Source organism: Salinivibrio sp. IB574 (assembly GCF_001996205.1).
GTDB lineage: Bacteria > Pseudomonadota > Gammaproteobacteria > Enterobacterales > Vibrionaceae > Salinivibrio > Salinivibrio proteolyticus.
Map to the genome: position 1 here is coordinate 11,843 of NZ_MUFN01000039.1, position 16,483 is coordinate 28,325.

Consider the following 16,483-nt stretch of genomic DNA (forward strand, 5'->3'; position numbering starts at 1 on the left):
TAAGCGGTTAAGCAGCGTCCTTGTCAGGGACAGTATACATTAAGTCTCTGTCTCTGCCGCCAACGCTTTTGTCACCGTTTGTAAAGATAGTGACGGCGAGTCACTATCAAGCCAAGTCACATTTTCCCAGCCGCGAAGCCAAGTAATCTGACGTTTGGCCAACTGGCGCGTCGCGCAAATCCCACGATAAACGGCTTCTTCATGGGTGCAGCGTCCGGCCAAATAATCCCACATCTGGCGATACCCCACGCAACGAATCGACGGCAAATCCGGATGCAGATCACCTCTTTCGTATAGCGCGCGTACCTCCTGTTCAAACCCTGCCTCTACCATCTTGGCAAAGCGAAGTTCGATGCGGCGATGCAACTCTCCTCGATCCTGAGGAGTGATTGCGAACTGGTGAACCTGATACGGCAAAGGATCACCTTTTTTCTCAGTTAGCGCCGTTAATGTGTGTCCGGAAACCCGGAATACTTCTAACGCACGCATGATGCGCTGCGGATCATTGGGATGGATCCGCGCGCCCGCAACAGGATCAATATGGCATAACTGCTGATGCAATGCCTCCCAACCGTGCTGCTGCGCCTCTTGTTCAATCGCGTCGCGCACCTCAGGATCCGCACTGGGTAGCGGTGATAATCCCTCAAGCAACGCTTTAAAGTACAACATTGTGCCCCCCACCAGCAGCGGGATTTTGCCTTGGGCAACAATCTCTGCCATCGCGGTGAGCGCATCGTCACGAAAGTCGGCCGCCGAATAGGCTTGCGACGGATCGCGAATATCAATTAGGCGATGCGGGGCCTGAGCCAATTCATCAGCCGTTGGTTTGGCAGTACCAATGTCCATGCCGCGGTAAATCAATGCCGAATCCACACTAATAATTTCTACCGGCAATGTCTTACGTAACGCTATAGCCAGATCCGTTTTTCCGGAGGCAGTCGGCCCCATCAGAAAAATGGCCTTGGGCAACGGATTAGTCATGCTGTAATGCTTCTATCGCTGTGGTCAAGTCAAGACGTTTAAACACGCGCTGATAGCCATGCTGTAACGCCTCGCCCTGCCAATATTGTTCAATTTCCGAAACGGTCTGTACCGCTTGCGCAAGGCTGACGTGATCCGATGCTACTGTCAACTGCTTTGCCAGCCAACTCCACATGCTTGAGCTGTGATCTTCATGGGGTTGATCTGAGGTTAATGACAATAAAAATGCCAACAAGTCGGGAATAAAAGCTTGGAGGTTGGACTGGCGCAGTGGCTGACATACTGTCATGACCATCAACTGTTGTCCTTTTACCTTTATATGGATCCCAAAGCGCCCTAATAAGGTTTGATAGTGCTCAACCGCCTCACATTCTTGAGGCGACGCCGACATCCGTTGCGGGATCAATAGCGGCTGTGCCACTAACCCTTCATCAAGGGCGGGTCGCAACGCTCCCTGCTGACGCCATGTCTGCAAGGCTTGATAATCCGCCAACCACAACGCATCGCCGCGCGCGATCAGCACATAGTGACCGTGAGTCACGGCAAGCACTTTGCCTAACCCAGTTTCTGCGCTAGCGGGCCGATCGCTGGCATCGGCGACCGTCGCCTCTACCGTTGGCACAGTCTCAGACGCAGCTGGGGCTGATGTTTCTGAGAGTGTGGCAGTCTGCGTATGCGGCTTTTGTTCTGACGCGTAAGGCGTCATCAGTGCCTGATATGCTTCTGTCGCCTTTTTAGATGGTGGCGCGGGTTGCGAGGAAAACGCGCGATTCCCCGACCATTCGCCTGATTGCCCACGCTCGCGGACCGGCTCCTTGCGCTGGCCGGGATAATCCGGAAAACGGTTCACCGCGGTTTGGTAATCACTGGCCACCGCAGATGGCCGTGTCTGATAGCTAGCCTGTTCGCGGACCTCACCGGTTTCATTGTCCACCCCCTCTAAGACGGGAGAACTGGCCTGCTGTAACGCATCAAAAATAGCTTGGAAAATAAAGTCATGCACCAAGCGGGCTTGATGGAATCGCACTTCATGCTTCGCGGGGTGTACATTCACATCCACTTGGTGCGGATCCACATCAATGTAAAGAACAAACGCCGCATATTGGTCAGGGGCAAGGCTTTGCTCATAGCCTTGACGAATCGCATGGTTAATCAGCTTGTCTTTCATCATCCGCTGATTGACAAAGCAGTGCTGCATATCATTTTGCTGACGCGCACCTTCTGGCGTACAAATCCATCCCCGAAGCGTCATATCATGATGGGTCAGCTCCACGCGCAACGCATGGTCAACAAACTTTTGCCCACATACCGCTTTGAGACGACGTACCGGATCGCCCTGTTCAGGTACTCGCCGATACTGACGTACTGGCGTGCCGTTGTGACGCAAGTTAATGGTGATATCGAAACGGCTCAGTGCAATACGGCGCAATAGCTCATCAATATGGCCAAATTCCGTTTTCTCGGTACGTAAAAACTTACGTCGTGCGGGTGTATTGAAAAACAAGTCCACCACTTCCACGGTACACCCCACAGGATGCGCCGCAGGCTTAACACTTACGGCCATATCACGGCCTTCGGCATATGCTGACCACGCTTCTTGCTGTTCGGCAGGACGCGAGGTAATGGTCAGGCGAGAAACGGAGCTGATACTCGCCAGCGCCTCGCCGCGAAAGCCTAAACTCATGATCGCTTCGAGATCATCCAAGGTGTGGATTTTTGAGGTGGCATGCCGGCTCAACGCCAACTGTAAGTCTGCTTTACTAATTCCGCTGCCGTTATCACGCACACGGATCAGCTTACTGCCGCCTTTTTCAATATCGATATCGATACGGGTCGCGCCCGCATCAATACTGTTCTCGACCAACTCTTTGACCACAGACGCTGGCCTTTCGACCACTTCGCCCGCGGCGATTTGGTTGGCCAAGCGAGCCGGTAAAATCTGAATGGCCATATCAACTTCCCGGAATGATTAACGTCTGCCCCACCGCCAAGGTGTCAGAGCGCAGCGAATTAGCTTGCCGCAAGCTTTCAATGGTCACGCCATAATTGGCGGCGATTTTTCCTAAGTACTCGCCACGTTTGACTTTGTGCTTGCGATCCGGCGTCGTGGCACCGGGAATTGACAGTTTTTGCCCAACCCAAAGCGTATCCGATTTCAGACTATTGGCTCGGCGAATGGTACTGACCGACACCTGATAGTGCTCGGCAATCTTGCCCAGAAACTCGCCGCGGCTCACGGTATGGGTAACCGTACGCGTCGAAGAGGCAGCGTTATCCCCCTTACCGGCGAGTTTAGCGACATCGACATTAGGGATAGACAGCACTTGCCCGACCCGCAACGTGTTAGAGCTTAGCCCATTGGCTGATTTAATCGCCGCGACCGAGCTTTGGTATTTATTGGCGATCAAAGACAATGACTGTCCCGCCGTGACAGTATGTTTTACCCCATTTTTCCGGGCAGCGAATAGGGTGCCATCGGGCGGGAAATGTTCAAAATAATTACGGATCCCGTGATAGACCGCATCGGCAAGCCGGCGCTGGTGATCCCGTTGGAACAGGAGTCGTTCTTCTTGTGGGTTAGAGATAAACCCAGTTTCAATCAGCAAAGAGGGAATATCAGGCGATTTGAGGACAGCCAAACTGGCGTGCTCAGGGCTTGATTTATGCAGCTTGGTAACTTTCCCCAACTCTTTAAGCACCCGGGTCGCCACGTTATAGCCTTCTTTTTGCGAGTTGCTGAACTGTAAATCCAGCACCGCGCGACTGAGGTATTCATCTTCGTTGTTTTGTGCCAATAAGGACCCACCACCCAATAGATTGGACTGCTCTTCGTGCCTTTCAATCCAGCGACCAATTTCACTGTTCGCGCGGCGACGAGATAACACCCATACCGACGCCCCTCGTGGTTGAGGCTTGTGGAAACCATCGGCATGAATCGAAACCAATAAGTGGGCTTTGTGCTGGCGAGCAATCTCTGAGCGTCGATTCAAATCGACAAAGTAATCACCGGTGCGCGTGAGTACCGCTCGCATCCCGGGTACCGCATTAATGCGGGCGGCGGTTTGCTTGGCGATCGCCAGCGTGACGTATTTTTCAAATTTTCGTGTCGGGCCAACCGCGCCCGGGTCGTTGCCTCCATGACCGGCATCGATCGCCACGACGATGTCATCGGTGCCAAACGGCAACGCGGCCACCGTTTCTCGACGCTTCTTTTCCGCGGCACTCAAGTCGGGTTTATTCTTATCGACTTTATCAGGATGAGGCAAATCCACCACCAAGCGGTGGCCATACTCGCCGCCCGGGGCCAAAGCGAAGATGTGCGGCTTGGCCGCGTCTTTTAACTCAAACACCAATCGATAGGTGGACTTGGCAGGCGGGCTACTTTTGCGAATTTTAGTCAGTATATCGCTGCCCTTGACCGGCTTTGGGAGCGAGGTCGCCAGTGAGCTCTGCTTTAAATCAATGACCAAACGGTCAGGTCGAGTCAGTGAAAAGTAACTAAAGTCTGGCGCATCCGCTAAATCGACCACGACCCGTGTTTCATTAGGCGCAGGCCAAACGCGAATATTTTCAATCTGATTGGCCCAGCCTGTTACGCTGAACAGACCCGCGATYATCAAGGTGCATAGCCGCTGCCACATCATGCTAGTCATCCCATTCTAAGCGATTGATAACCGACACACCGACTTCGGTATTTGCGGTCAGCGCCACCGTGCGTTGCTCGCCGTCATACTGCAAAGTGATATCAAGATCCGCATGAGGTAACCAGCCCTGCCCTTTTTCCGGCCATTCAATCARGCACAGYGCCTGTTCATTRAAATAATCCCGRATCCCCATAAATTCCAACTCTTCTGGGTCTGCCAAGCGGTACAGGTCAAAGTGATAGACCTGCCAAGGCGGGAGCTGGTAAGGCTCGACCAAGGTATACGTCGGACTTTTGACGTTACCCGTATGACCCATTGCTTGAACAAATCCGCGACAAAACGTCGTTTTTCCTGCGCCCAGATCGCCATGTAAATAACAGGTTGTGCTTTGCGTACAAGCACGGGCCAACGCTGCCCCAAGGGCAACAGTACTGTCGGCGTCTGCCAACTGGGTATGAAAAGTTTGGGTCATGCTACTACTGCGTCTCGTCTGTTGGCTTTATTAATCGATCAATCGCTGTAACTCGGGTAATAAATCACTGGCAAGCAAACCACGTTCACCGGCAAGTGCCGCTTGGTCACCGGCTTTACCATGAAGATAGCAGCCCATGGCCGCTGCATGAAATAAATCAACGCCTTGAGCGATAAAGCTACCAATAACGCCAGATAACACATCGCCCATGCCGCCAGATGCCATGCCCGGATTCCCCACATTGGCTACAGCATAATCTGTGCCATCATATACGATCGTGCCTGCGCCTTTAAGTACTACTACCCCGCCGTAGCGTGTCTGGATAGCTTTGACGGCGGCGAAGCGATCGAGTTCCACATCCGCCACTTCACAGCCCAATAAACGCGCAGCTTCTCCCGGATGGGGGGTTAATACCCAGTCGTCTCGCTGTTGCGGATGGCGGGCGAGTTTATTGAGTCCATCGGCATCAATCACTTTAGTACCACGCGCTCCAACCGCGATTTTCCACAGCGCGTCAGACCACGCACTGCTGCCAAGCCCAGGGCCAATCACCAAGTTTGTCGCCCATTCCAGTGCCTCACTCAGTGACTGCCCAGGTGCCCAACCTTGGGTCATTAATTCGGGTTGACGCGTCACCAACATCAGGGTGTGATCCGCTTGGGTCACGACTTTGACTAACCCCGCTCCCGTCCGCAATGCCGCCTGTGCTGACAACGTCACCGCACCGGCCATACCATGATCGCCGCCCAAACAAAGTACCCGACCGAACTGGCCTTTGTGCGCAGTGCGATCACGTTTGGGAAGATACCGTTGGCAAAGATCATCACTCATCAGCCAGCCGGCAGCCTGTGTCTGACGACCAAAGGCGGTAGCAACATTCAACCCTGCAAAAACGAGCTCGCCTCGGTGTGACATTGCTTTACCGGTCACTAACCCTTGTTTTAGCGCGATCAGCGTCACCGTGATGGTCGCATTGATTGCACATCCTTTGACACAGCCACTGTCTGCACACAACCCCGAGGGAATATCGACGGCAATCACAGGCACTTGGCTTTGATTGATGCGCGAGATCGCTTCGGCATAATCCCCCGTCACCGCACGGGAGAGACCTGTGCCGAGGATCGCATCCACAATCACATCAAATTGTTGCATGGTCGGTGCGCTGGAAACATTGGTGCCCCCGCAATCCCGCCACTCCTGAAACGCAGTGGCCGCATCCCCGGTCAGCCGCTCTGGATCGCCTAACGCCCACACGGTAACGTTCAATCCCGACGATTTAGCCAGCCGAGCAATCACATAACCATCGCCCGCATTATTGCCCACCCCACACACAATCAATATCCGTGCGGCATTCGGGTAACGCTGCGCTAACGTGTCAAAAACGGCTTGTCCGGCTCGGAGCATTAACTGATACATCGGGATCTCAAGGGCCTTCGCCACGGCAATCTCACCCTCACGGACTTGCTCTGCACGATAAAAACTCTGTGGTAAACTTGCTGCCATCGAATGCCTCCATTCATTGTGCTTGCACCACTTCACGGCCCAGGATTTCTCGCTATGTCGCACCCCACGCCCGATGCTTCAATTGATTTCAACCAATTAGCCCAACGTATCAAGCAATGGGGACAAGCGCTAGGCTTCCAGCATGTGGGGATCACGGATGTTGATCTTACGCAACATGAAGCGCAACTGCAGCGTTGGTTAGATCTGGGATATCACGGTGAGATGGATTGGATGGCGCGTCACGGCATGATGCGCGCGCGTCCACAAGAGTTGGTGCCCGGCACCGTACGCGTGATCAGTGTAAGGATGAACTACTTGCCGCCTAACGCGGGCTTTGCCACCACATTAGCCAATCCAACGCTAGGGTATGTGAGTCGCTATTCGTTGGGGCGGGATTATCACAAATTGATCCGAAACCGCCTCAAAAAGTTGGGCCAGCAGATTGAGGCTGAAGTAGGCCCATACGGATATCGTCCTTTTGTCGACTCTGCCCCTGTTTTAGAACGCCCGCTCGCGGAAAAAGCCGGCCTAGGCTGGACAGGCAAGCACTCGCTGATCCTCAACAAAGAGACAGGATCTTGGTTCTTCCTCGGCGAGTTATTGGTCGATCTTCCTTTGCCGGTCGATACTCCGGTCGAAAACCAGTGCGGTAAATGTGTAGCCTGTATCACCAGCTGCCCAACCCAAGCGATCGTCGCCGAAGGCGTGGTCGATGCACGTCGCTGCATCTCTTATCTCACGATTGAGTACGATGGCGTGATCCCACTCGAGTTTCGTCATGCTATCGGTAACCGTATTTATGGCTGCGATGACTGCCAACTGGTGTGTCCATTTAACCGCGATGCAGAATTAACCCTAGAGGCCGATTTTCATTGCCGCCCAAGCCTTGAGCAGCAGCCACTCACGACCCTTTTTAACTGGGATGAAGACACGTTTTTATCCCTGACACAAGGGTCAGCGATTCGACGGATTGGCATACGTAAATGGCGGCGTAACCTCGCGATCGCGATGGGGAATGCCCCCTATGATGAAGATATCGTCAACAGCCTGTCTGCACGACTCGGTGAAGATGCCTTAGTCGATGAACATATTCAGTGGGCACTTGGCGAACAAGAGAAAAAGCGACTACAAATAGATGTGCAGCTTTTACCCACTGGCACCAAACGGCTGGTGCGCATTATCGAAAAAGGCCTGCCTAGAGACGCCTAACCGGCGGCTTATCACGGAAAGATGACGCTATTCACACAATGTGGAAAAGTCCATAAGTAAGCGCCGTTTTGGTGCACTTCTTGATAGTTAAACACATTGGTGGTGCATTAAGCGAGCAAGATCACGGAAGTGAATAAGATTGTGGAAAAGCGTTAAGTAAACTGGAAGAAAAATATAAAAAACCACTTAAAATCAAGGTTTTGGGCTTTAAATGTATCGATTAGCACTGTACTACAAACACAAGACACTTGATCAATATCTCACCACCCTCTCTCGCCGGCAAGAATTCATCAACCAGTTTATCCACAAGCATAGTTCTGTGGATAACTCTGTGCAATAACTGACGAAACCGCGCTATCACGCCGCCTTGAGAAAGGTTTGACGAAATAGTTAGCGAAAAATCAGGAATGATGCTTCACAGCATTAAAGAGAACGTTATAAAAAACGTTGCACTGGTGTTTAACCAAGTGATTGGAGCGACACACGAGGTTCGAACTCGTGACCTCAACCTTGGCAAGGTTGCGCTCTACCAGCTGAGCTAGTGTCGCTTATACCGAGTTGTAATTTGGAGCGACATACGAGGTTCGAACTCGTGACCTCAACCTTGGCAAGGTTGCGCTCTACCAGCTGAGCTAATGTCGCATTGCCGATGCGTTACATCGAATTTTAAATTGGAGCGACACACGAGGTTCGAACTCGTGACCTCAACCTTGGCAAGGTTGCGCTCTACCAGCTGAGCTAGTGTCGCTTAGATCGACCTGATCCACATCAGATCGAACATTAATTTGGAGCGACATACGAGGTTCGAACTCGTGACCTCAACCTTGGCAAGGTTGCGCTCTACCAGCTGAGCTAATGTCGCTTTCAACAGACGTTTCACGTCGTTAGGGCTGCGAATTATACGAAGAAAAAACCGGGTTGCAAGTGCTGACGAGCAAAATTTTGGTTTTTTCTTTTGATCGCTCAAAAGAACACCAGATCGATGAAAATAAAATCAGATCGTCAGGATCCTTTCGCGATAGAACTGCAATTCTGCAATTGATTCACGGATATCGTCAAGCGCTAAGTGCGTTCCCTGCTTCGAAAAGTCATTCAATATCTCAGGCTTCCAGCGTCGGACTAATTCCTTCAAGGTACTGACATCCACGGTGCGATAGTGGAAATAGCGCTCTAGTGCTGGCATGTGACGATACAGAAAGCGTCGATCTTGCCCCACGCTGTTACCACAAATCGGTGAAGCGCCTTCTGGTACCCACCGTGATAAAAAGGCGAGGGTTTGATCGATGGCATCTTGCTCACTAATGGTGCTTTGCTCGACGCGCGCCACCAATCCCGATTGAGTATGGGTGCGGGTACACCAGTCATCCATTTTGTCCAGTTCGCTTTGTGGCTGAGAAATCGCTAATACCGGCCCTTCTGCCAACACATTGAGCTGTGCATCGGTGACAATTGTCGCGATCTCAATGATCTTGTGGGTGTCAGGATCTAATCCAGTCATTTCCAGATCAATCCAGATTAAATTGTTTTCACTGAACGCCATTGAACTTGCCTTTTTTATGCGTAAACCATGTATCATACTGTGCTTGATATGAAAGCCAACTTAACCGATAAGAGTCATCGTGGCAAAAAAGAAAAAGCTTACCAAAGGCCAACTACGGCGCGTGCGATCCAACCAACAACGTCGGATCAAACAGCAAGATAATGATGTGCAATGGGATGACGCGCTGCTAGAAAATGCACGCGAGGGACGTGTGATCACGCGATTTGGCCAACACGCTGATATCGAGGATCCGCAAACTGGGATCATCCATCGCTGCAATCTGCGTCGTACCGTGCAAAGCTTGGTTACTGGCGACCGTGTGGTTTGGCGTCCGGGAAAAGAAACCCTGCATGGCATTGCCGGCGTTGTCGAGGCAGTGCATGAACGCCAATCGGTTCTGACTCGTCCCGACTACTATGATGGCGTAAAACCCGTTGCCGCTAACATCGATCAAGTGATCATCGTGGCCGCGATTTTGCCCGAGTTATCACTGAATATTGTTGATCGTTATTTGATTGCCTGCGAAGTCTTGAATATTCGTCCTCTAATCGTCATCAACAAGGTCGATTTGCTAGATAGCGAGGGGCGTGAAATGGTGGACGAATTACTCGACATCTATCGCGATATTGGCTATCCCATCGTGTTGGTGAGTGCCGATACCGGCGAAGGGATGGAGGCGCTAGAACGCCATCTCGATCAACATGTGAGTGTCTTTGTCGGCCAATCCGGCGTGGGAAAATCAAGCTTGGTCAATACGCTACTGCCGGATGTGGATGCGCAAATTGGTGACGTCTCTGAAAACTCAGGGTTGGGCCAACATACCACCACCGCCGCGCGTTTGTATCATTTTGACCAAGGGGGCGATCTTATTGACTCCCCTGGCGTGAGAGAATTTGGTTTGTGGCATTTAGAGCCGGAACAAATCGCACAAGGCTTTGTCGAATTTCGTGACTATCTGGGTGGCTGTAAATTCCGTGATTGTAAGCACGGCGATGATCCAGGTTGCTTGTTGAGACAAGCCGTGGAAGATGGCCATATCAGCGTCGAGCGGTTTGATAGCTATCACCGTATTATCGAGAGCATGAAAGAAGCCAAAGACAACCGTCAGTTTTCACGTAACAAGCAAAACTGATCCAACAACGCGCCTCTGTCACTTCGTCATCGGATTGGCTACACTGCGCGGCTTAGCCGCTGCAAGGCGTGTAAATACTCTTTAACCATTCAGGACATAACCGTGCGAGACGATTTGAAAGTCGGCCTGCAATATATAGCGCCGAAACATGCCCTTACCCGAATGATGGGGAAACTAGCCAGCCTTAAAGGTGGATGGTTGACCACTGCTGTGATCAAATGGTTTATCAAGCAATATCAGGTCGATATGAGTGAGGCCAAAGTCAGTGACCCTGCCTACTATCGCACCTTTAACGACTTTTTCGTACGAGAGCTCAAGCCCGCGTTACGCCCCATTGATGGCGATGCAGAGACGTTGGTCTATCCCGCCGATGCGTGCGTCAGTCAAGCCGGATTGATTGAGCAAGGACGTATTATCCAAGCCAAGGGCCACTCGTTTGATGTCACTGAACTCGTCGGTGGCGATCACGCCCTTGCCGACCAGTTTAAAGAGGGTCACTTTGCCACCCTTTACTTGTCACCGCGTGACTATCACCGTGTGCACATGCCATGTGATGCCGTGTTGCGTGAAATGGTCTACATCCCCGGCGATTTGTTTTCCGTCAATCCACTGACGGCAGAGAACGTGCCGAACTTGTTTGCCCGTAACGAGCGTGTAGTGTGCGTATTTGAGACTGAATTTGGGCCTATGGTGCAAGTTTTGGTGGGCGCAACCATTGTAGGCAGTATTGCCACCACATGGGCGGGTACAGTCACTCCGCCAACCGGTGGCAGCATTCGCCGTTGGGAATACCCGACAGAAGGCGAACAAGCTATCCGCTTTGCTCAGGGTGATGAAATGGGTCTATTTAAACTCGGCTCAACCGTGATTAACCTGTTCCCTGCAGGAGCAATCCGTTTTCACGATGACGTAGCCCCCGGCACCCCAACACAAATGGGACAGCCTTACGCGCACCGTCAGGCATAACAGCTGAAAATTGTGAGATAAGGGGCATTTATGCCCCTTTTTTGTCGCCAAATTCGGAGATTTTTCCCGTTAATTCCCTCTTAAATCCGTATCATTGATCCCATCAATACACCTGTGATGCATCGGCGTGCTGGCGCATGGTCAGCCCGCACTCACAACATCAACCCTTATGAGGCGTATTTGTGGTCAATGCTCGTTTTACTAAGTTACTTGTCTCGCTCGGGCTGCCATTGTTGCTGCTCCTACTCCCAACCGACTGGTTACCTATCGCCAATCTCACTTTGATTCAACACCGTTTATTGGCGATCTTCCTGATGGCGGCTTTGCTGTGGGTTCTTGAACCTGTGCCAGTATTTTCAACCTCGTTGCTGATCATTACCCTGCAATTGGTGATGATCTCCGATAAAGGCTTACACTGGTTTCGCGGCGAAACTGCGCATCATCCGCGGGGCGAATTGATCCCTTATACCGATATTCTCAGCGCCTTTTCTTCCCCCATCATTATTCTATTTATGGGCGGATTCTCGCTGGCTATTGCTGCTTCCAAATATGAGTTAGATATCAACCTTGCCCGCGTATTACTCAAACCCTTTGGCAAGCACCCCAAATTTATCATGCTGGGTTTGATGCTTATCACCGCAGTGTTCTCAATGTTCATGTCCAATACCGCCACCACGGTGATGATGCTGGCGCTACTGGCACCGATTTTGAGTGTACTCCCGAAAGGCGATCCTGCGATTAAAGCCTTGGTCTTGTGTATTCCGGTGGCCGCCAATACCGGTGGGATCGCAACGCCAATCGGAACGCCGCCCAACGCCATTGCACTACAATATCTCACCGGCGAATACAGCATCTCATTTCTGGGCTGGATGCAAATGGGCCTACCCTTTGTGGTGATCCAGTTGGCGTTTGCATGGTGGTTACTACAGCGCTTATTCCGCAGTCCACAAACCGAAATCACACTGGCACTGGAAGGCAAATTTCTGCGAGGCTGGCAAGCGTACACCGTCTATGCCACCTTTGCGCTGACCATTGCGCTGTGGCTAACCACCAGCCTACATGGCATGAATACCTATGTGGTCGCGGTGATCCCGCTCGCGTTGTTCACCCTGACAGGGATCATGGGCAAGGCCGAGTTAAAACTGATTAATTGGGATGTCCTTTGGCTCGTCGCCGGCGGGATTGCGATGGGCATTGCGCTAGACGAAACCGGCCTTGCTGCCGCATTAGCGCATGCCGTGGACTACAKCGTATTAACGGCCATGACAGTATTGGTCACCCTCTCCATTATTTGTTGGCTCATGGCAAACTTTATGTCAAATACCGCGACAGCTAACTTATTGATGCCTATCGCGGCGGCCATTGCCGCTTCCATGCCATCACTGGTGAATGTGGGTGGCATGCAAGGATTGCTCGTCGTAGTGGCTTTCTCCGCTTCATTAGGGATGATTCTGCCGGTTTCTACCCCGCCCAACTCTTTGGCGTATTCCACCGGCTTCATCGACAGCCGTGATTTGGTCAAAGTCGGTACGATTCTTGGGGTCAGTGGCTTAGGCTTGGTCTATGCAGCCGTCCTCGCGCTAACATAGGCGTAACACCTCAATATCAGCAAGGGTTGTTTGCTTTGCCCCCAAAACAAACAACCCTCTATTTTGTCAGTGTTAAAAATGTGATAACTAGAACAATGTGTATACTAGCGGCCATAAGCGTCGCTTTGCACAGGGAGTTTTTTTATAAATTTATTATCACCCCTGACTCAAGCTTTCTACAATTAAGCAAACACTCAATAAAAGAGTCGTAAACGTGGTAGTACGAGGGACGTTTCATGAAATTCACCATTAAGACCAAAATATTACTTGCTGTTGCTTTGGTCGTAGCCTTAGTTAGTGCGGTTCAAGCGTGGTTCTCCGTGACCCAGCTGAAAGACGAGACACAACAAAGTGTCACCGCTCAAATGCGCGACATCGCCTTATCCACCAGTAACTTTATTGAAGAGTGGCTGGATATTCGCAGTAAAATGCTACTGGCCAATGTGCCACTCATTGCCAGCCAACCCAATGTGGATCGCGAGCTGCTCTTGACCAAACGGCAGGGCAACTTCCTGACGGTCTACGCAGGTTTTTCTGACGGTTCAATTGCATTTGGAGATAAAACCGAAACTTGGCCGGCTAACTATGACCCTCGGACTCGCCCGTGGTATAAGCAAGCAAGCGCAGCGGACGGCTTAATCATCACGCCTCCCTATGTGGACGCCAATGGCGCAGGGATGGTCATCAGCTTTGCCAAAGCCTTTAACGACCGTTACCAAGGTGTAATAGCAGCCGATTTATCGGTCAATGCCATTGTTGAAGAAGTGCTCAACGTCAAAATGCCGAATAACGGTTTCGCGTTTCTGGTAGACAGCAACAATAACGTTGTAGCCTACCGTGATACTGCACTCAGTAATAAACCTCTCACCCAAGTCGATGATGAACTCACGCCTACTTTTATCCAACAGGCGCGCAGTAGCGATGCACTTCAGACCATCGATTTTGATGGTGATGGTCGCGAAAAGCTGGTCGCCATCACTCATGTCGAAGGAGCTAACTGGAGTTTAGGGGTGGTGCAAGACAGGGAGCTCGCCTTTGCATCCGTGTCTGAACAAATTATTTCGACCCTCATCACGTCTGTGATTCTGTTTATCATCATTGCCCTGATTGCCGGTGCGCTTATCCATCGCATGTTGGCGCCGCTAACCCAATTGACGCACGCGGTCAGCTCACTGTCGAAAGGGAGCGGTGACCTCACTCAACGCCTCGATATTGTGCGTCATGATGAGATTGGTGAACTGGCTGGCCACGTCAACGCGTTTCTAGAACAACTGCAATCCATGATTGGTCGTAGCGTCTCGCAAAGTGTGGCGCTTTCAGAGCGTGCTGAGCAATGTCGAGAACTGGCGCACCAATCAAGCGGCTTAGTCGGTCAGCAGCAAGGCGATGTGGATCAAATTGCCACCGCCATTCACGAAATGTCCACTACCGCCAATGAAGTCGCTAGCCATGCCGAGCTGACGGCACGCTCCGCACAAGATGCAGAAAGTGCCTGCCGTGACGGGCTCTCCGTGGTGGAAGATAACCGTAAGGCGATCACCCAGCTGGCTGAACACGTCGATCAAGCCACCAACGTGATTCGCGAACTAGACACCAACTCACAAAGCATCAACCAAATTATCTCCACCATTCAAGATATCGCCGAGCAAACCAACTTGTTGGCCTTGAACGCCGCGATTGAGGCCGCCCGTGCCGGTGAACAAGGGCGAGGCTTTGCGGTCGTCGCCGATGAAGTGCGAGTGCTGAGTCAGCGTACTCATGACTCCACCGAAGAGATCCGCAACATGATTGAAACGCTGCAAAGTACAACACAGCGTGCGGTAGATGGCATGACACAAAGTAACGAAATGGCGACCTCCAGTGTCGAACGGGCTGCGTCAGCCAGTGACAAACTGAACGAGATCACCCGTGCGATTGGGGATATTTCCGAAATGGCAGCACAAATTGCCAGTGCGGCAGAGGAACAGCGGGCCGTCACCGAAGATATTAACCGAAATACCCAAGCCGTGCGTGATTTGTCACTGGAGATCCATCAAAAAGCGACCGACACCGGTGAACAAGGAGAATATATGGCCAATGCCGCGCAAGAAATGCATGGCGACTTGTCCAAATTCAAAGTCTAATTCAAACGGCAGTCTACTTACGTAGGCTGCCTCCTCCATCCACTGGCAGTAAGATCACAAATCCCACATCTTTTCTACTCTTTTCACTGCGTACTGACACAAATTGCATAACTGATCGGATTTTACTGCAAACGACACGTTTACAATCAGTCTAACCTCTTAGATGTGGAAATGTGTCTATGCCCAAACCAACCATAAAACTGAAAATCATTGTGGCCATCGCCTTGATCGTGGCCTTGGTCAGTGCGGTGCTTGCCACCATTTCAGTCAGACAATTACAAAACGAGACCACCAGCAGCATCACTAAACAGATGCAAGACGTCGGCGATGCCACCGCACAGTTCATCGATAGCTGGCTAAGCACCCGTGCGGATATGTTGTTGGCCAATGAATCCTTGATTGCCAATCAACCCAATGTTGACCGTGAGTTGCTCGTCACCAAGCGCGCTGGGCACTTTTTGTCTGTCTATGCAGGGTTCAGTGATGGCCGTATTGCATATGGCGACAAAAGCGAGGATTGGCCTGCAGATTACGACCCTCGCACTCGCCCTTGGTATAAGAACGCCAATCAAAGCAGCGAGCTGATTATTACCGAGCCTTATCAAGACTTTGATGGCAGTCTGGTGGTCAGCTTAGCGAAATCCTTTAATGGCCGCTATCAAGGGGTTATTGCCGCTGACGTGACCGTCACCGACATTGTCGATCAGGTCCTAAACCTCAAGCTCAGCAATGGCTTTGCGTTTTTAGTCGATGGCAGCAACAGTATTGTGGCTTACCGTGATACCGAACTCAGTCGACAACCTCTCACCGAGCTCGATGCGGAACTGACGCCAGCATTTATAGACAGTGCCAGTCGTCAGGGCAAACTGGTGACCTTTGATTTAAAGGGTGAAGACAAGTTACTCGCAGCCATTGACGTGCCGAATACCGATTGGACCTTGGGGATTGTCGAAGATAAGAGCGAGGCCTATGCCTCCGTGTCAGAGCAAATCACCTTTGTGGTGGTCGCCTCCGTGATCCTCTTTATCGTGATCGCTTTTATTGCCGGCGCCTTAATCAAGCAATTACTGAAGCCATTAAGCGAATTAACTGGCGCAGTCCATACCCTCTCCGCGGGTGAAGGCGATCTGACCCAACGCATTAATATTGTTCGTCAGGACGAAATTGGTGAACTGGCCGAATATATGAACGCCTTTCTCGCCCAACTTCAGCAAATGGTCGGTAAAGCGGTCAATCAGAGCATGACGCTGTCTCAAAGCGCAGAAGAGTGTCGCACGCATGCCCTGCAATCAAGCCAATTGGTTGATAAGCAGCAAAATGATGT

General features: G+C 51.5%; 12 protein-coding genes and 4 tRNA genes. 6 read left to right on the top strand and 10 right to left on the bottom strand.

Annotated elements, in window-relative coordinates:
- Nucleotides 1–39: 39 nt before the first annotated feature.
- The 5 genes from miaA to BZJ17_RS15130 are packed head-to-tail and all read right to left on the bottom strand — an operon-like array spanning nt 40 to nt 6,600.
- The gene (gene miaA, locus BZJ17_RS15110) at nt 40–981 is read right to left on the bottom strand and encodes a tRNA (adenosine(37)-N6)-dimethylallyltransferase MiaA (RefSeq protein ID WP_077641278.1); all 942 of its coding nucleotides are present in this window, start codon (nt 979–981) and stop codon (nt 40–42) included.
- A complete protein-coding gene (mutL, locus tag BZJ17_RS15115) occupies nt 974–2,932 on the bottom strand; it encodes a DNA mismatch repair endonuclease MutL (RefSeq protein ID WP_077641279.1) in 1,959 nt (652 codons plus the stop codon). Before mutL ends, miaA begins: the two co-directional genes overlap by 8 nt.
- A 1-nt stretch (nt 2,933) precedes the next feature.
- The gene (locus tag BZJ17_RS15120) at nt 2,934–4,625 is read right to left on the bottom strand and encodes a LysM peptidoglycan-binding domain-containing protein (protein ID WP_077641280.1); all 1,692 of its coding nucleotides are present in this window, start codon (nt 4,623–4,625) and stop codon (nt 2,934–2,936) included.
- Between the two features lies 1 nt (nt 4,626).
- The gene (gene tsaE, locus BZJ17_RS15125; protein ID WP_069589718.1) at nt 4,627–5,097 is read right to left on the bottom strand and encodes a tRNA (adenosine(37)-N6)-threonylcarbamoyltransferase complex ATPase subunit type 1 TsaE; all 471 of its coding nucleotides are present in this window, start codon (nt 5,095–5,097) and stop codon (nt 4,627–4,629) included.
- A 30-nt stretch (nt 5,098–5,127) separates the two neighbouring features.
- Nucleotides 5,128–6,600, bottom strand: a complete 1,473-nt coding sequence (locus BZJ17_RS15130) for a bifunctional ADP-dependent NAD(P)H-hydrate dehydratase/NAD(P)H-hydrate epimerase (protein ID WP_077457579.1) — start codon at nt 6,598–6,600, stop codon at nt 5,128–5,130.
- Nucleotides 6,601–6,681: 81 nt separating this feature from the next.
- Between BZJ17_RS15130 and queG the strand changes: the two genes are divergently transcribed.
- A complete protein-coding gene (gene queG / locus BZJ17_RS15135) occupies nt 6,682–7,809 on the top strand; it encodes a tRNA epoxyqueuosine(34) reductase QueG (RefSeq protein WP_157893200.1) in 1,128 nt (375 codons plus the stop codon).
- A 472-nt stretch (nt 7,810–8,281) separates the two neighbouring features.
- Here the strand turns inward: queG and BZJ17_RS15140 are convergent.
- From BZJ17_RS15140 to orn, 5 genes are all read right to left on the bottom strand, one after another.
- Nucleotides 8,282–8,357 (bottom strand) — tRNA-Gly (locus BZJ17_RS15140).
- Between the two features lie 18 nt (nt 8,358–8,375).
- Nucleotides 8,376–8,451: transfer RNA gene (locus BZJ17_RS15145), tRNA-Gly, on the bottom strand.
- A gap of 30 nt (nt 8,452–8,481) precedes the next feature.
- Nucleotides 8,482–8,557 (bottom strand) — tRNA-Gly (locus BZJ17_RS15150).
- 38 nt (nt 8,558–8,595) lie between these two features.
- Nucleotides 8,596–8,671: transfer RNA gene (locus tag BZJ17_RS15155), tRNA-Gly, on the bottom strand.
- Between the two features lie 132 nt (nt 8,672–8,803).
- Complete coding sequence (gene orn, locus BZJ17_RS15160; protein WP_077641282.1) at nt 8,804–9,349, bottom strand: oligoribonuclease; 546 nt, start codon at nt 9,347–9,349, stop codon at nt 8,804–8,806.
- Nucleotides 9,350–9,428: 79 nt separating this feature from the next.
- Between orn and rsgA the strand changes: the two genes are divergently transcribed.
- The 5 genes from rsgA to BZJ17_RS15185 form a co-directional block, all read left to right on the top strand.
- Entirely contained in the window at nt 9,429–10,481 is a 1,053-nt protein-coding gene (rsgA, locus tag BZJ17_RS15165; RefSeq protein ID WP_077641283.1) for a small ribosomal subunit biogenesis GTPase RsgA, read from the top strand.
- A gap of 102 nt (nt 10,482–10,583) precedes the next feature.
- Entirely contained in the window at nt 10,584–11,447 is an 864-nt protein-coding gene (asd, locus tag BZJ17_RS15170; RefSeq protein WP_069589725.1) for an archaetidylserine decarboxylase, read from the top strand.
- Nucleotides 11,448–11,629: 182 nt separating this feature from the next.
- Nucleotides 11,630–13,036 carry an SLC13 family permease gene (locus tag BZJ17_RS15175; RefSeq protein ID WP_077641284.1) on the top strand — a complete coding sequence of 469 codons (1,407 nt, stop codon included), beginning with the start codon at nt 11,630–11,632 and terminating at the stop codon, nt 13,034–13,036.
- A gap of 236 nt (nt 13,037–13,272) precedes the next feature.
- Nucleotides 13,273–15,159, top strand: coding sequence for a methyl-accepting chemotaxis protein (locus BZJ17_RS15180; protein WP_077641285.1), 1,887 nt, complete (start codon nt 13,273–13,275; stop codon nt 15,157–15,159).
- A gap of 179 nt (nt 15,160–15,338) precedes the next feature.
- A partial coding sequence (locus tag BZJ17_RS15185) for a cache domain-containing protein (protein ID WP_131826818.1) occupies nt 15,339–16,483 on the top strand: 1,145 nt, incomplete at its 3' end.